We start from the raw sequence: 15,412 nt of genomic DNA on the forward strand, positions 1-15,412 counted from the left end.
CGCGGAATCATGCTACAGAGGCGGGAAGCTGCTCCACGGAACGAAGGGAAAGAGATGGCAAAAGCCAAGGCGCCTCATCGCACTGGTTACCACCATGGCAATTTGCGGGAGGTCCTGATCGATGCCGCGGTTCAACTGGTCGAGGAAGGCGGCCCCGACAATGTGAGCGTGCGCGAAGCCGCAAAACGTGCCGGGGTTTCCCCCGGCGCGCCATTCCGTCACTTCAGCAACAAGACCGCGTTGATGACGGCTGTCGCGGAGCAGGCAATGAGCCGATTCCGCTCGGAGATCACGAATGCGGTCGAGAAGGTTGCGACGGACGATCCGATCGAACGCTTTGCCGCTGTTGGAATCGCCTATTTGCGCTGGGCAATTCGAAACCCCACCCACTTCCAGATCATCTCGACACGCAATCTTATTGATTGGGATGCTTCGGAGTCGCTGCGTCACGATAATGAAGCGGTGCGTTCGCTGATGGAAGCGTCAATGGCAGAAGCACAGCGGCGAAACATGCTCCGGTCGGACGACATGGCAGAGACCCAGATAGCCGCGAGGGCGCTCGTCTACGGGCTCGCACGCATGTACATTGATGGACATTTTGCGCAATGGGCAGTGGCAGGACATACCGGGGAGCAGACTGTGCAGAACGTATTAAAACATTTCATCACACTCATTGTGAAATGACGGCCTGACGTAGAACCGGTCACTCGGCTGCCTCTTCGATCTTCTCCATATCGTCGTCCGACAGGCCGAAATGGTGGCCGATCTCGTGGATCAGCACATGGGTGACGATGTCGCCCAAAGTCTCCTCGTTCTCGGCCCAGTAGTCGAGGATGGCGCGGCGATAGAGCGTGATGCGGTTCGGGCCTTCGCCGGTCTGCGGGTTCCAGCGCTCGGCAATGCCGCGTCCCTCGAATAGGCCGAGCAGGTCGAAGGGCGTTTCCAGCGACAGGTCGTCCATGATCTCGTCGGTCGGGAACTCGGCGATCTGGATGACGATCTCGCCGGTCAGCTTGCGAAAATCCTCGGGCAGATGGGCGTAGGCCTCCAGCGCCAGGAACTCGATCTCGTCCATCGACGGCGAAAGCTGGTCGTGCCAAATGCGGGTCTTGTAGATGCGGGCCATGCTTTGTCCTTTGATCCCGGCATATAGGCTTTTGGGCCACAATCGGCAAATGACGCGGCGGCCAACCCCAGGATTGCTTACGGCACCGGGAGCCGTTTCGCATGGCTTGAGGCGCGGCCGGCTGTCCGACCAATGTTGGCCCTCTTATCGGAGAGGAATAAATTCCCCCATGAGTCTGCTTGACTCTTCGGGTCGCCTCTGGAATCTATAAGAACATAACAGGAACAATTGTGAGTGGACACTGACCGTCATGGCGATGAGCGCCGTGGCGCGGGAGACTGTTTTTGCCCTGCGCCGCCAGATCGCGAAGATCGAGGGAACGCTGCCCGAGCGCCTGCAGGCGCCGGCCGGCGCGGTTTCCGACGCCGGCATGGCCGCCGCGGACCGCACCGTGGTCCGGCGCGGCATCGCCGTAGCCAGGCCGGATGCTTTCCTGCGCACCGGCATCGGCCGGCTCGATGCCGCCCTCGGTGGCGATTGGGGCGGCGATTTGGGCGGCGGCCTGCCGAAAGCGGCCTTGAGCGAAATCCATGGCGTCGAGACCCGCGATGCCGGAGCGGTCGCCGGCTTCGCCCTGTCGCTCGCCAGCCTGATCCTCAAGCCCAGCCTGATCCTCAAGCAAGGGCCGCGATTGCCGGTGCTGTGGATCGGCACCCAGGAGGTTTTTCGCGAGGCGGGCTTTCCCTATGCCCGGGGCCTTCACGCCGCCTTCGGCATCGAGCCGGAGCAATTGCTGTTTTCCGAGGCGCCAAGGCTCGCCGATGCGCTGTGGGTCGCCGAGGAGGCGGCCCGCATGACGGCGCTCGCCGCCGTCATCCTTGAAGTCCGCGGCAATCCGCAGCGGCTGGACCTGACCGCGACGCGCCGGCTGCACGCCCGCGCGCAGAGCGCCGGCCGGCCGGTCTTCCTGCTGCGGCAGGCGGCCGAACCCGAACCGACGGCGGCGCCCGTCCGCCTCATCGTCTCGCCGGCGCCGGCAGGGCCGCGCGACACGGTCGCCGGGCCGCTTGCCGGCTCGATCGGCCGCCCCGCCTTCACCATCAGCATCGGCAAGAGCCGCACGGCCCTGCCAGGACAATTCATATTGGAGTGGAACCCCGATGAACGCATATTCGATGAAAGACGGATTGGGGAAGAACGAGCAAAGAATCCTGTCCCTGTGGTTTCCCTATCTCGCGGCCGAACGGATCCTGCGGCAGCGCCTGGGGCGGTCCTGGCGTTCCCGGCCATCGGATCACCGGCCGCTGGTGATCAGCCATCGCGACAGCAACGCGCAGCGCATCTTAGCCCTCGACGAGCGGGCTGAGGCGCTGCATCTGAAGCCCGGCATGGGCATCGCCGATGCGCGCGCCATGCATCCGTCGATCGACATAATGGAGGCCGATGCCGAAGCCGACCGGCGCCTGCTCGAAGGCCTTGCGGACTGGTGCGACCGCTATACCCCGCTGGTGGCGCTCGACGGGACCGACGGCCTGTTTCTCGACGTCACCGGCTGCACCCATCTTTTCGGCGGCGAACGCGCCATGCTGGACGAGATCCTGTCGCGCTTCTTCCATCAGGGCTTCGACGTCCGTGCCGGCCTTGCCGCGACACCCGGCGCCGCCGGGGCGGCGGCGCGGTTCTGCGGCGACCGCATCGTTGCCGGCGGCGAGGAGGAAGCGCTCCTGGCGCCCTTGCCGCTGGCGGCGCTACGCATCGCGCCGGAAACCCGCGCCAGCCTGGAAAGTGTTGGCCTGCGCACGGCGGGCGCGGTGATGGCCGCGCCGCGCGCGCCGCTCGCCCGCCGCTTCGGTGCCTCCCTGCTCTTGCGCCTCGACCAGGCGCTCGGCCGTCTCGACGAGGCGGTGTCGCCGCGCCTGCCCGTCGCGCCGCTTTCGGTCGAACGCCATTTGGCCGAGCCCGTCACGCTGACAGAGGACATAGAACGGCTGGTGGGCATGCTGGCGACGACCCTGAAGATCGACCTCGAGCGGCGCGGCGAAGGCGCGAGAGGCCTGGCGCTGCTCTTGTTCCGCGTCGACGGCGCCGTCAGCCGCATCGCGCTCGGCACGTCGCGACCGATGCGCGAACCCCGGCTGATCCAGAAATTGTTCCATGAGCGGCTGGCCGCCCTCGAGCAGCATATCGATGCCGGCTATGGCTTCGACCTGGTGCGGCTTTCGGTGCTGGCGGCGGCGGCCTTCGACATGCCGCAGGCCGACCTGACAGGCAAAACGACCGACGACGGCGCCGATATCGCGCTGTTCGCCGACCGCATCCGCGCCCGGCTCGGCGAGGGCGCGGTTCTCAAGCCGGTCGTCGTGGAAAGCCATCTGCCCGAGCGTGCCGTCGCCACCATCCCCTTCACGGAAACCCCGCGCCGCATCACGCCGCCGAAGAAACCGGACAGGATGCAGGCGCCGATGACCATCTTCCCGCCGGAGCGGCCGATCCGGCTTTTCCGCTCGCCCGAGCCGATTGAGGTGCCGGCCACCGAAATGCCCGAGGGACCGCCGCTGAATTTCCGCTGGCGGCGTGCGCTCTACAGGGTCGCCCGCGCCGAAGGCCCTGAACGCATCGCGCCGGAATGGTGGCGTGAATTTTCGAGCGACGAAGCGGCGTCGACACGCGACTATTTCCGCATCGAGGATGCCGACGGCCGCCGCTACTGGCTCTACCGGCAAGGTCTCTATGGCGGCTCTGAAATCCCGCCGCGCTGGTTCCTGCACGGGGTCTTCGCATGAACGCGCTGACCGCCATTCCCTATGCGGAATTCGGCATCCAGTCGAATTTCTCGTTCCTGCGCGGCGCCTCCAAGCCGGAGGAGCTGGTGGTCGCGGCCAAGCTCATGGGGTTCTCCGCGATCGGGCTCGCCGACCGCAACACGGTGGCGGGTGTGGTGCGCGCCTGGCAGCAGGCCAAGGTCGAGACGCTTGCCTACCACCCCGGCAGCCGGCTGGTTTTTTGCGACGACACGCCTGATATTCTCGCCTATCCGCAGAACCGCAAGGGCTGGGGGCATCTGTGCCGCATGCTCACGCAAGCCAATCTGCGCGAGGAGAACGAAAAGGGCGCGACCCTTCTGCGGCGCGACGACCTTCTCGAATGGGGGGATCTGATGTCGCTGTCGGTCCTGCCCGACCTGGCGGCGGGGGCCGAGGGCACACTAGCCCTGCTTGGCGAGCTCAAGGACCGTTTCGGTAAAAACCTGCGGCTTGGCGTTTCGCCCGATTATGCGGGAAACGACCGCTTCAGGATCGAGCAGGCGGCGGCGATGGCGGAGCTGGCCGGCCTGCCCTTGATGGCGACCAACGACGTCCTCTACCACACGGCCGAGCGGCGCCCGCTGCAGGACGTGCTGACCGCGATTCGCCTCAACATTCCCGTTTCGGAGGTCGGGCTGGAACTCACGGCGAATGCCGAGCGCCATCTGAAGCCGCCGCTGGAGATGGCGCGCCTGTTCCGCAGGCACCCGGAGGCACTGGCCGAAACGCTGCGCTTCGCGCAGGAGCTGACCTTCTCGCTCAGCGACCTTCAGTACAATTACCCCGACGAGCCGACGCAATCAGGGCTCGGCCCGCAGGCGGAGCTGGAAAGGTTGGCGCGGGAGGGGGCGGCCAGGCGCTATCCCTCGGGCGTGCCGCAATCGGTGACGAGGCGCATCGAGGAAGAGCTCGCCCTTATTGAGCGCCTGAACTATGCCCGTTATTTCCTGACCGTCCACGACATCGTCAAATTCGCCCGCAGCCAGGATATTCTCTGCCAGGGGCGCGGTTCGGCCGCCAATTCGGTCGTCTGCTTCTGCCTCGGCATCACCGAGGTCGGGCCGGAGCGAATCGACACGCTGTTCGAACGCTTCATTTCCGAGGAGAGGAACGAGCCGCCCGACATCGACGTCGATTTCGAGCATGAAAAGCGCGAGACGGTCATCCAATATATCTACGAGAAATACAGCTCCAAGCGCACCGCGCTGGCCGCCGCCGTCATCAGCTATCGCGGCCGCTCGGCGCTGCGCGAAGTGTCGAAGGCGATGGGCCTGTCCGAGGATGTCAGGGCATCGCTCTCCGGCTCGATCTGGGGCTGGTCGACCTCGGAGCTCGGCGAGAAGGAAGCCCGGGCCGGCGGCCTCGATCGCGCCGACCCCATATCGCGGCACGTGATGGAGCGTGCCAACGAGATCATGGGCTTTCCCCGTCACCTCTCCCAGCATGTCGGCGGCTTCGTCATCACCAGGGACCGGCTCGACGAGATCGTGCCCATCGTCAAGACGGCGATGGAGGAACGCAAGATGGTCGAATGGGACAAGGACGATCTCGACGCGGTCAAGATCCTCAAGGTCGACGTGCTGGCGCTCGGCATGCTGACTTGTCTCAAACGCGCCTTCACTCTGCTGACGGACCATTATCCGCAGGCGCGAGACCCTTACGGGCAGCCCTATGTCCTTGCCACCCTGCCGGAAGAGGCGAAGCCGGTCTATAAGATGATCGGTCGCGCCGACACGATCGGCGTCTTCCAGATCGAATCGCGCGCGCAGATGTCGATGCTGCCGCGTCTCAAGCCAAAAGAATTCTATGACCTTGTCATCGAGGTGGCGATCGTGCGGCCCGGCCCGATCCAGGGCGACATGGTCCACCCCTATCTGCGCCGCCGGCAAGGCAAGGAGCAGCCCGAGTATCAGAAACCGGAGCTGGAGGCGATCCTCCACAAGACGCTGGGCGTTCCTCTGTTCCAGGAACAGGCGATGAACATCGCCATCGTGGCCGGTGGCTTCAAGCCTGGCGAGGCCGACGAGTTGCGCCGCGCCATGGCCACCTTCAAGCGCACCGGCACGATCGGCAATTACCGCCGGCGCATGATCGACGGCATGGTCGGCAAGGGCTACACCCGGGATTTCGCCGAACGCTGTTTCAAGCAGATCGAGGGTTTTGGCGAATACGGCTTTCCCGAAAGCCATGCCGCCTCCTTCGCGCTGCTGGTCTATGCCTCCTGCTGGTTCAAGACCTTCTATCCCGACGTGTTCTGCGCCGCGATCCTGAATTCACAGCCGATGGGATTTTACCAGCCGGCCCAGCTTGTTCGTGATGCGCGCGACCATGGCGTCGACATCCGCGAGGTCGACGTCAATTTCTCGGTCTGGGACTGCACGCTGGAACAGGCGGCTTTCGACCCGGCCCGCATCCTGCCGCGCCATGCCGACATGCGCGGCGTCATCGCGACGCAGCACGCGGTGCGGCTCGGCTTCAGGCAGATCAAGGGACTTTCCAAGGAGCGCATGGACGCCTTCGTCGAGCGACGCGGTTCAGGCTACATATCCGTCCGGGATGTCTGGCTGCGCTCCGGCCTCGATGTCGCCGAGATCGAAAGACTGGCGCAGGCCGATGCCTTCCGCTCGCTCGGCCTGGACCGCCGCGCCGCACTTTGGGCGGTGCGCGCCCTCGACGGCAAGAGTGCCGCCGAAAAGCTGCCGCTTTTCGACCAGCCGGCGCTGCGGCTACGCGAGCTGGAGCCGGAGACGAAGCTGCCGAAAATGCCGCTCGGCGAGCATGTCATCCACGATTACCGCTCGCTCGGCCTGTCCTTGAAGGCGCACCCGGTCGCCTTCCTGCGCGAACGGCTCGACCGGGCCGGCGTGACGCCCAATGCCAGGCTGTGCTCGGTGCGGGACGGACGGCGCGTCTCGGTCGCCGGGCTCGTTCTGGTGCGGCAGCGCCCCGGCAAAGGCAATGCGGTCTTCCTGACGCTGGAGGATGACGAGGCCGTCGCCAACGTCATCTTCTGGCAGCGGACCTTCGACCGCTTCCGGCCCATCGTCATGGGCGCGCGCTTCGTCAAGGTCACCGGCAAATTGCAGTCGGAATCGGATGTCGTCCACATCGTCGCCGAGAAGATCGAGGATCTGACGCCCTGGCTGACGGTGCTGCTGGAAGAGGCAGCGCCAGCCGTGCCGGCCGGGCAGGACATCGCAAGGCTGTCGGACAAGGCGGAAAAGGTCATGCCCAGGGGGCGCAATTTTCAGTAGGCACATTCCAGTGCCTTCATCATCCACGGGCGGAGCAAGGAGCGAAGCGACGCGGCGCGAGGATTCATGCCGCGACGTCTCCGCACCGCAGCGGTGCGAAACTTGACGCTGGCGGGCGAGCCCCCCTCTGGCCTGCCGGACCCGGCCCTTCGCTGTCGCTTCGGGCGCTCCTCGTTCGCAAAGCCAAGCAATTGGCTTTGCGTCCACTTCATGGACCACTCCTCGCCCCCACAAGGGGGAGATTGGCAGTTTCAACGCTCCGCCTGCAACAATGGAGATTGGCGAAGGCGGAGATGACATTCGATCTCCCCCCTTGAGGGGGAGATGCCCGGCAGGGCAGCGGGGGGCGCCGTAGAATGCCGACCTTGATAATTTTCACGTCGAGCCGGCCGGCCCGCCCAGCCGTGGCGGCAGCACGTCTTCCGCCGAGATGCTCCGTGCCTCCGAAGGCAGCATGATCGGGATGCCGTCGCGCACGGGATAGGCGAGCTTGGCGACCCGCGAGATCAGTTCGCCGCGCTCGGGATCCCAGGCCAGCGGCCCCTTGGTCAGCGGGCAAGCCAGCAGCTCCAGCATCCTGGGGTCGACATTCGCTCTCTTTCCGTCACGCCCATCCGCCGCCATCGTGCCCTCTCTCAACATCCTACTGCAGGCTCGAGCCAAAATCCTCGTTCTCGCGCGCCAGCGCCATTTCGGTGATGGCGATCAGCGTTTCGGCGCGGGTCTTGAGATCGGCCGCTTCGAGCAGCGCCTGCTTCTCGGCCGGTCCATAGGGCGCCATCATCGACAGCGCGTTGACCAGCATGGCGTTTTCGGCCCGGCTGACGCTTTCCCAGTCGGCCTCCAGGTCGTTGGCCTGCAGATAGGAGCGGAACGCCCGCAGCAGCGCCGGCCGGTCGACCTCGGCGGCCGCCTGGTCGTCGTCGAGATCGGCGAGAAAGGGGGCGATCTTGCCTTGGCGGAACGGCGTCTTGACCGTCAGCTCATGGGTGACACGGAACCGGCACACACCCTGCAGCGAAATCAGGTAGCGGCCGTCGCCGGTCTCGGAAAGCGCTATGATGCGGCCGGCGCAGCCGACATTGCAGAGTTCCGGCTCGCCATCGTCGCGCAAGGCGCCGTCGAGGCTGGGCTGGATGACGCCGATCAGCCGGGAGCCGGCGATCGCCTCGTCGACCATCTGCAGGTAGCGCGGCTCGAAGATGTTGAGCGGCATGCGGCCGCCTGGCAGCAGAAGCGCGCCCTCGAGCGGAAAGACCGGGATGGTCGACGGCAGATCCCTGGCGAGCCGGTAGTGAGCGTTTCCCGCTTGCACCTCGTTCCTCCGATCGCTTCGCCTGGGAAGCGCCTCCATGCCGCGATCCGCCTGTCGCTGCCCGGGGTTGTTGGCTTCCCGAGGGAAAGGCGGGCCGGATTCGTCCTATCTGGCGCGGCCGGCGCCGGGTGCAAGCCCCGCGCGACCATTCGGCCGCGCCGGCTCAGGAAAACAGCAGCGACGACAATTTGCGCCGCGCGGCAAGCGTCGCCTCGTCCGTCATGCCCCAGGCCTCGAAGAAGCGCAGCAATTGCGCCTTGGCGCCGTCCTCGTTCCAGCCGCGGTCAGCCTTGATGATGGCCAGGAGATTGTCGGCGGCCGCATCGCGCTCGCCCCTGGCGTTCTGGACCATGGCCAGATCGAAGCGGGCCTGGTGGTCGCCGGGATTCTCAGCCAGCCGGCGCTCGAACTCCGCCGGGTTGCCGAGTTCGGACGCTTGCGCGGCCAAGGTCATCCTGGCGCGCAGCGCGGCCAGCGGCGGCGCATCGGCCTTGGCCTCCGGCGCCCGCGCCAGCATCGCCTCGGCGCCTTCGGTATCACCGGCCTCGAACAGCAATTCGCCCAGCCCCGCTATCGCCTCGATCGTCTCCGGCGCCTGCTCGAGCACGGCGTCATAGATGTCGGCCGCCGTCTGCACGTCGCCGGCAGCGCGCGCCTCGGCCGCCGCCGTCAGCGCCTCGGTTACATCAGCCGCACCATTGCCCTTGCCGCCGACCTTGTCGATGAACTGGGTGATCTGGCTCTCGGGGATGGCGCCCATGAAGCCATCGACCGGCTGGCCGTCCTTGAAGGCGATGACCGCGGGAATGGACTGGATGCCGAGCTGGCCGGCGATCGAGGGATGGTCGTCGATGTTCATCTTGACCAGCTTGACCTTGCCGCCGGCGGCGCGGACCGCCTTTTCCAGTTGCGGCGTCAGCTGCTTGCACGGCCCGCACCACGGCGCCCAGAAATCCACCAGCACCGGCTGGCGGCGCGATTCCTGGATGACATCGGCGGCAAAGGCCGCGGTGGTCGTATCCTTGATGACGTCGCCGGCGGGGGCGGCGCCGGCCGCAGGTTTCTGCGGTTCCGCGCCGCCGCCATACTGCACCGTCGTGGCATACTGGCCGCCGCTGTTGCCAAAGGAGCCGCCAAACGGATTGTTGTCACTCATGTCGTCGCCCTTTCGGTGGCGCCAGCGGATCGGCGCACTGTCCTTGGTTGGAAACCGGTTTCGCCATCCATGTGGCGATCATGCCGAGACTTTCAAGATAGCAGCATCGTGCCCGGTTGCCTCGACGAATCTGACGAGGTCGCCCGATGCGATCGACGTCGTCGCCTCATTGGTCAGCGGATGCGCGTTGATCACCGCATGCCGCATCAGCGCCTCGTCGAGCACGACCCTGACCCTGTGCTGCGTGTCGTTGATCAGGCCAAACACCGTGACTGCGCCCGGGGCGACGCCCAGAAGCTCCATCAGCATCTCCGGCTTGCCGAAGGAAACGCGGCCGGCGGCGCCGATCACATGATGGATCTGCTTCAGGTCGACGACAGCATCCTCGCCGACCGTGACCAGGAAGAAGGCGTCCTTCTTGTCCTTCAGGAACAGGTTCTTGGTGTGGCCGCCGGCGATTTCGCCGCGCAGCGCCTGCGAATCGGCGACCGTATAGAGCGGCGGATGGCGTTTCGTCGAAACGGCGATGCCGAGTTCGGCAAGAAAGGCAAAGAGCTCGGCTTCGGTCCTGGGCATGGGGTTCTCGTCTTCGGCTGGTTTCCAGCCATGCCGTTTACGGCCAATGACATGGTCGAGACAAGACCGCCGCGCGACGCGGCGCCGAATCCTTCCGCCTCCCGCCGGCGGCCCGCCGGCCTCGTCCGGCGCATTGAAAAAAGCCTGCGATTTCCCTGTTGCAATCGCCGCGCTCTTCAGCCATATAGGCCCGGCTTGCGGCCCAAAGCCGCGCGAGCGGGTGTAGCTCAGGGGTAGAGCACAACCTTGCCAAGGTTGGGGTCGAGCGTTCGAATCGCTTCACCCGCTCCAGTTTCCTCTTGGGGAATTAAGCAATTAAAAGAAAGCGCCGCCTAGTGCGGCGCTTCTTTTTTGCGCGTAGGTCATTGATATCTCCCATGACTTGGCGAGCCAGGGCACGATCTTTGTCGGCTCGCCATAGCTCTGGTCTGTTAGCGAATCGACAAGCTGACAAACGTCAACCGATCCATACCCGTGGCTGCTTTGCTGCGGATCGATGCAATCCGCCTGACTCGGACTGTCGCACCATCTCCGCTACGCACTGCCCAGAGCGATCGCGATACCCTGTCCGACACCGATGCACATCGTGGCCAGGGCCAGTCGTGCTTTTCGGGACCGCAACTCGAGCGCGGCAGTGCCGGTGATGCGAATGCCCGACATCCCAAGCGGGTGCCCGAGCGCGATCGCTCCGCCGTTCGGGTTCACATGCTCCGCGTCCTCGGGGATCCCGAGTTCGCGGAGCACGGCGATGCTTTGGGAGGCAAATGCTTCATTCAGCTCGATGATATCGAAGTCCGAAGGCGCGATGCCGAGGCGCGCGCAAAGCTTGCGTGTCGCCGGAGCCGGGCCGATCCCCATGATCCGTGGGGCAACCCCGGCCGTCGCGACGCCCAGAATCCGGGCGATCGGTGTGAGCCCGAATGCCTTGACGGAGGCTTCGGACGCGATGATCAGCGCTGCCGCTCCGTCGTTCACGCCAGAAGCGTTGCCCGCTGTGACGGTGCCACCTTCCTTTTTGAACGGCGCTGGAAGCTTGGCGAGCGACTCGGTTGTCGTTCCGGTGCGTGGATGTTCGTCGCGATCGACCACGATAGCATCGCCTTTGCGCTGGGGTACGGTCACCGGAGTGATCTCCAGCGCCAGCCGGCCATTTTCCTGAGCGGCGGCGGTCCTGGCCTGGCTGCGTGCGGCGAAGCTATCCTGATCGGCGCGGCTGACCTTGAAGGCTTCCGCAATGTTTTCGCCCGTCTCCGGCATCGAATCGACGCCATACTGCTTCTTCATCAATGGATTGACGAAGCGCCAACCGATCGTGGTGTCGTAAATCTCGGCATTGCGCGAAAACGCCTCGCCCGCCTTCGGAAGCACGAACGGCGCGCGGCTCATGGATTCGACGCCACCGGCGATGATCAGGTCGGCTTCGCCGGCCTTGATGGCCCGTGCAGCGATGCCCACGGCGTCCATTCCAGAACCGCACAGGCGGTTGACCGTGCTGCCGGGGACTTCGATCGGCAGTCCCGCCAACAGCGATGACATGCGCGCGACATTGCGGTTGTCCTCGCCTGCCTGGTTGGCGCAGCCAAAGATGACCTCATCCACCGCGGACCAGTCCAGGCCTGGATTGCGGTGCCGCAGCGCTCGCAGCGGCACCGCGCCGAGATCGTCGGTCCGGACCGAGGACAGCGAACCGCCAACCCTGCCGATCGGGGTGCGGATGTAGTCGCAGATGAAGGCCTCGGTCATTCAGAGCTCCGGTGCCGTCAAGGATTTGATTTCGCCATCGACCTTAAGCTCTGCGCCGGTCAGCGCCTTCAATTCATCGAAGCTCATCGCAAGCAGCTTCTCGCGCAGCACGAAACGACAATCGATGATGTCTATGACCGCAAGGCTCGTGTAGACCCTCGTCACGCAGCGCACGCCGGTCAGGGGAAGGCTGCAGGCTTTCACCAGTTTCGGACGACCGTCCTTGGTGACGTGATCGGTGATGACGGCCACGCGTTTTGCTCCGTGCACCAGATCCATCGCACCACCGACCGCTGGTATGCCCTTGGGTCCTGTGCTCCAGTTCGCAAGGTCACCGGTCTCGGCCACCTCGTAGGCGCCGAGAATGGCAACGTCGAGATGTTCGCCACGCACCATCGCGAAGCTGTCGGCATGGTGGAAGAACGAAGCGCCCGGATTGAGCGTGACCGCCTTCTTGCCCGCATTGATCAGATCCCAGTCCTCGTCGCCTGCCGCCGGGGCTTCGCCAAAATTGAGGATGCCGTTTTCGGTGTGGAAGATCGCCCGGCGCCCAGGCGGCTGAAAGCTCGCCACCATCTCGGGAAAGCCTATGCCGAGGTTCACATAAGCGCCGTCCTCAATGTCCTGCGCGGCGCGCCATGCAATCTGCGCGTTGGTCAGCTTGACTGTCATGCGTATGCGACCCCTTGGCGGATAAGCGTCTCTTCCTGCATCGGGTTCGAGACCTCGATCACCTGGTCCACGAAGATCCCGGGCGTCACGACCAGCTCAGGATCAATCGCACCGGGCTGGACGATCCGGCGCGCCTGAACGACGGTCGTGCGTGCGGCCATCGCCATCAGCGGCGAGAAGTTGCGTGCCGCCTTCCTGTAGGTGAGGTTACCATGAGGGTCGGCAAGTTCCGCCTTGATGAGGGCCACATCCGCCTTCAGCCAACGTTCCTGCACGTAGTGGCGCCCGTCGAACTCGGCCACAGGCTTGCCGGCCGCGAGATCGGTCCCGTAGCTCGTCGGCGTGTAGAAAGCCGGAATACCCGCGCCACCGGCGCGGATTCGTTCGGCCAAGGTCCCCTGTGGAACCAGTTCGAGCGCGATTTTCCCGGCAAGGTACCGCTCGGTGAATGCCCGCGGATCGGACGAGCGCGGGAACGAGCAGATCATCTTGGCAACCATGCCATTGTCGATCATGGCGGCGATGCCGATCCGACCGTTCCCTGCATTGTTGTTGACGATCGTAAGGTTTTTCGGGGCGCCGGTAGCGCGAAAACGGTCAATCAGGGCGTGGATCAGCTCTATCGGAGCACCTGCGCCGCCGAAGCCGCCGATCATGACGGTCATGCCGTCTTCGACGATTGCCACTGCTTCCGCGAGGCTCGCGATTGTCTTGTCCACGTAACCAGCCTTTCCCGGCACCAAGATCGATTTCGCCGCCACACGTATCGGCAGACGAGATCTTTCGGCAAGCCGGCTTGTGCGATATCATTCGTTTGTTGACATATCGCACAAGGTGAATGGATGCCCATTTCCGAACGGGACACGATGGGTGGCTTGGCCAAGGGATTGTCTGTCATAGAGACGTTCACGGTGGAACGGCCACGGCAGTCGATCACGGACGTCGCGACTGCATCCGGTCTCGACAGGGCGACAGCCAGACGCTGTCTCCTTACGCTTTCCCATCTCGGCTACGCAGACTACGACGGAAAGTTCTTCACGCTCACGCCGCGCGTGTTGAGGCTCGGGACAGCCTGTCTGGCAACCATGCCGCTGCCGCATCTGGTGCAGCCTTTGCTGGATGGCCTTTCGGAGCGGCTCGGCGAAAGCTCGTCCGTCTCGATTCTAGACGGCACCGACGTCGTCTATGTCGCGCGCGCGGCGCAGCGAAAGGTGATGTCGATCGCGCTGATGCCCGGCTCGCGGCTTCCGGCATACTGCACTTCCATGGGGCGCGTGCTCCTGGCAGCCATGCCTCCGGAACGCGCTGCACATCTTCTATCTTCCCATGCCCTGCCGGCGCGGACTGCTCATACCTTGACCGACCCCGACACCATCCTTGCGGAGTTAGGGCGGGTGCGGACGCAAGGGTTCGCGTTGATCGATCAGGAGGTCGAGCTCGGATTGCGCTCGATCGCCGTGCCGTTGATGACCGTGCGCGGGACGGTGATCGCAGCCGTGAACGTCGGCGTTGCGGCGACACATGTGAGTGTCAGCAATCTCGTTGCGCTCTACTTGGAGCCGTTGCGTGCACTTCAAGCTGAGCTGCGGGCAGTGCTGCGTTAGGGCGCTGGCACAGAGGGAATTAGCGTCCAAGTCGCTTGAGATAGGAGAGCATGTTCCCACCCATGATCTTGTCGACGGAAGATCAAGGTCGCGGATCGGAGGGGTGGCCGGACATTCGCCGCCGTCGAGACGGAGATCGCGAAACTACATTCTCGGTCAAAGCGCGACGTTTCTTCGCGCAAGTGACCGGCCTCTCACGCACCGCCCTGTCGCTGATCCGCTGCGGCATTCTTTGCGGCCATAGCCGATCCGTTGTAGGCGTGCATCTGCGCCAGCTTCGCCATGCGCTGGGCGGCCTCCGCGAGCGCCGCGCAATGCTGCTTGAAGTTTTGCTCTATGATCTGACCGTAGGGCCCCGTAAGTCCCACCGCGTATATCACCTCACCGCTCGTCGGCCTTATCGGAAATGCGATCGAGCCAAGGCCCGGAACATGCTCGGCCAGGTCCATGGCGTAACCCTGCTCCCGAACCTCGGCCAATTCCCTGGTCAACTCCGCGATCTTCGTTTTCGTCCGATCGGTATAGCTGCGCAGCTCCGTCGCCAGGATCCTCTTCACGGTCTCCTGCGGATGAAACGCAAGGATCGCCTTGGCCGAAGCGGTCGCATTTACAGGCATGGCCATGCCCGGCATGACATAGGTCCGGACCGGAGTGTCGGGCGCGACGCAGGTGACCGAGCGCACTTCGGTACCGTCGAACTTCGACAGGAACGCCGACTGGCCGGTGCGGTCGGCCAAATCCTGAAGCGGTCGCTGCGCGAGCGTCGTCAGCCAGCCGCTGTCCGGAGACATCTGTAGCAGCTGCAGCAAGCGATCGCCGAGACGGTATGTCCGATTGCGAACGCTCTCGGCGGTGATCATCCCGCTTTCGATCAAGGCGTGCAGCAGCCTGTTGATCGTGGTTTTGGGCAGTCCAAGCGTCGTTTCGAGTTCGATCGCCGTCAGGCCGTGCTCGAACGGCGCGACCGTCTCCATGATCGAGATGTAGCGCTCGAGGGGGCTGTCCTTGGCGCTCGGCTTCTTTGATTTCGTATTCAAGGGCACCTACGCCGATCTGACAATTGCAACTGCAAGAAGGTTATCGTTCAAAACAGACATGAGGGGCAAGGTCGGTCCCTTGTTATTCCGCCGCGCCTTGAGCCCGGGGCTCCGTGGAATAGCCGAACGGCCGCACGCCCCGATCCGTCGGGCTCGGTTAGCAATCCGAACCGGGAAATGTCCTC

14 protein-coding genes and 1 tRNA gene are annotated in these 15,412 nt (G+C 64.6%); 6 read left to right on the plus strand and 9 right to left on the minus strand.

The genetic code is table 11. From position 1 onward, the window contains the following. The first annotated feature begins 54 nt into the window (after positions 1–54). A complete protein-coding gene (locus LB547_RS16915; protein ID WP_140524507.1) occupies positions 55–684 on the plus strand; it encodes a TetR/AcrR family transcriptional regulator in 630 nt (209 codons plus the stop codon). A 19-nt stretch (positions 685–703) separates the two neighbouring features. Here the strand turns inward: LB547_RS16915 and LB547_RS16920 are convergent, their stop codons facing one another. Beyond that, positions 704–1,126, minus strand: coding sequence for a metallopeptidase family protein (locus LB547_RS16920; RefSeq protein ID WP_140491980.1), 423 nt, complete (start codon positions 1,124–1,126; stop codon positions 704–706). Positions 1,127–1,376: 250 nt separating this feature from the next. Here LB547_RS16920 and LB547_RS16925 point away from each other — a divergent pair, with 250 nt between their 5' ends. From LB547_RS16925 to LB547_RS16935, 3 genes are read left to right on the plus strand one after another with little or no spacing between them, the layout of a single operon-like run. Next, the gene (locus LB547_RS16925; RefSeq protein ID WP_140514081.1) at positions 1,377–2,432 is read left to right on the plus strand and encodes an ImuA family protein; all 1,056 of its coding nucleotides are present in this window, start codon (positions 1,377–1,379) and stop codon (positions 2,430–2,432) included. Beyond that, the gene (locus LB547_RS16930; RefSeq protein ID WP_224702927.1) at positions 2,374–3,849 is read left to right on the plus strand and encodes a DUF6504 family protein; all 1,476 of its coding nucleotides are present in this window, start codon (positions 2,374–2,376) and stop codon (positions 3,847–3,849) included. Before LB547_RS16925 ends, LB547_RS16930 begins: the two co-directional genes overlap by 59 nt. Beyond that, positions 3,846–7,124 (plus strand): error-prone DNA polymerase, encoded by a 3,279-nt coding sequence (locus LB547_RS16935; protein WP_140759103.1) that lies wholly within the window; start codon positions 3,846–3,848, stop codon positions 7,122–7,124. The genes LB547_RS16930 and LB547_RS16935 overlap by 4 nt, the downstream gene beginning before the upstream one ends. A gap of 375 nt (positions 7,125–7,499) precedes the next feature. Here LB547_RS16935 and LB547_RS16940 read toward each other — a convergent pair whose 3' ends face one another. The 4 genes from LB547_RS16940 to LB547_RS16955 all read right to left on the minus strand — a co-directional run bounded on the left by LB547_RS16940 (position 7,500) and on the right by LB547_RS16955 (position 10,171). Further along, complete coding sequence (locus tag LB547_RS16940; protein ID WP_140514079.1) at positions 7,500–7,748, minus strand: Trm112 family protein; 249 nt, start codon at positions 7,746–7,748, stop codon at positions 7,500–7,502. A 19-nt stretch (positions 7,749–7,767) separates the two neighbouring features. Next, positions 7,768–8,439 carry an LON peptidase substrate-binding domain-containing protein gene (locus tag LB547_RS16945; RefSeq protein WP_140514078.1) on the minus strand — a complete coding sequence of 224 codons (672 nt, stop codon included), beginning with the start codon at positions 8,437–8,439 and terminating at the stop codon, positions 7,768–7,770. Positions 8,440–8,602: 163 nt separating this feature from the next. Continuing rightward, on the minus strand, positions 8,603–9,595 hold the full coding sequence (gene trxA, locus LB547_RS16950) for a thioredoxin (RefSeq protein WP_140759105.1): 993 nt from the start codon (positions 9,593–9,595) through the stop codon (positions 8,603–8,605). Positions 9,596–9,673: 78 nt separating this feature from the next. Then, the gene (locus tag LB547_RS16955) at positions 9,674–10,171 is read right to left on the minus strand and encodes a prolyl-tRNA synthetase associated domain-containing protein (protein ID WP_140524511.1); all 498 of its coding nucleotides are present in this window, start codon (positions 10,169–10,171) and stop codon (positions 9,674–9,676) included. A 216-nt stretch (positions 10,172–10,387) separates the two neighbouring features. Between LB547_RS16955 and LB547_RS16960 the strand changes: the two genes are divergently transcribed. Continuing rightward, positions 10,388–10,462: transfer RNA gene (locus LB547_RS16960), tRNA-Gly, on the plus strand. Positions 10,463–10,705: 243 nt separating this feature from the next. On the opposite strand, the gene pcaF is transcribed toward LB547_RS16960, so the two are convergent. The 3 genes from pcaF to LB547_RS16975 are packed head-to-tail and all read right to left on the minus strand — an operon-like array spanning position 10,706 to position 13,305. Further along, complete coding sequence (gene pcaF, locus LB547_RS16965) at positions 10,706–11,914, minus strand: 3-oxoadipyl-CoA thiolase (RefSeq protein ID WP_140662633.1); 1,209 nt, start codon at positions 11,912–11,914, stop codon at positions 10,706–10,708. Next, a complete protein-coding gene (locus LB547_RS16970) occupies positions 11,915–12,586 on the minus strand; it encodes a 3-oxoacid CoA-transferase subunit B (protein ID WP_140524514.1) in 672 nt (223 codons plus the stop codon). Continuing rightward, positions 12,583–13,305, minus strand: coding sequence for a 3-oxoacid CoA-transferase subunit A (locus LB547_RS16975; RefSeq protein ID WP_140628309.1), 723 nt, complete (start codon positions 13,303–13,305; stop codon positions 12,583–12,585). Before LB547_RS16975 ends, LB547_RS16970 begins: the two co-directional genes overlap by 4 nt. 123 nt (positions 13,306–13,428) lie before the next feature. Between LB547_RS16975 and LB547_RS16980 the strand changes: the two genes are divergently transcribed. Beyond that, positions 13,429–14,190, plus strand: coding sequence for an IclR family transcriptional regulator C-terminal domain-containing protein (locus LB547_RS16980; RefSeq protein ID WP_140662635.1), 762 nt, complete (start codon positions 13,429–13,431; stop codon positions 14,188–14,190). Positions 14,191–14,384: 194 nt separating this feature from the next. On the opposite strand, the gene LB547_RS16985 is transcribed toward LB547_RS16980, so the two are convergent. Further along, the gene (locus LB547_RS16985) at positions 14,385–15,227 is read right to left on the minus strand and encodes an IclR family transcriptional regulator (RefSeq protein WP_140554757.1); all 843 of its coding nucleotides are present in this window, start codon (positions 15,225–15,227) and stop codon (positions 14,385–14,387) included. Positions 15,228–15,412 lie beyond the last annotated feature (185 nt).

Source organism: Mesorhizobium sp. B264B1B (assembly GCF_020165765.1).
Lineage (GTDB): Bacteria > Pseudomonadota > Alphaproteobacteria > Rhizobiales > Rhizobiaceae > Mesorhizobium.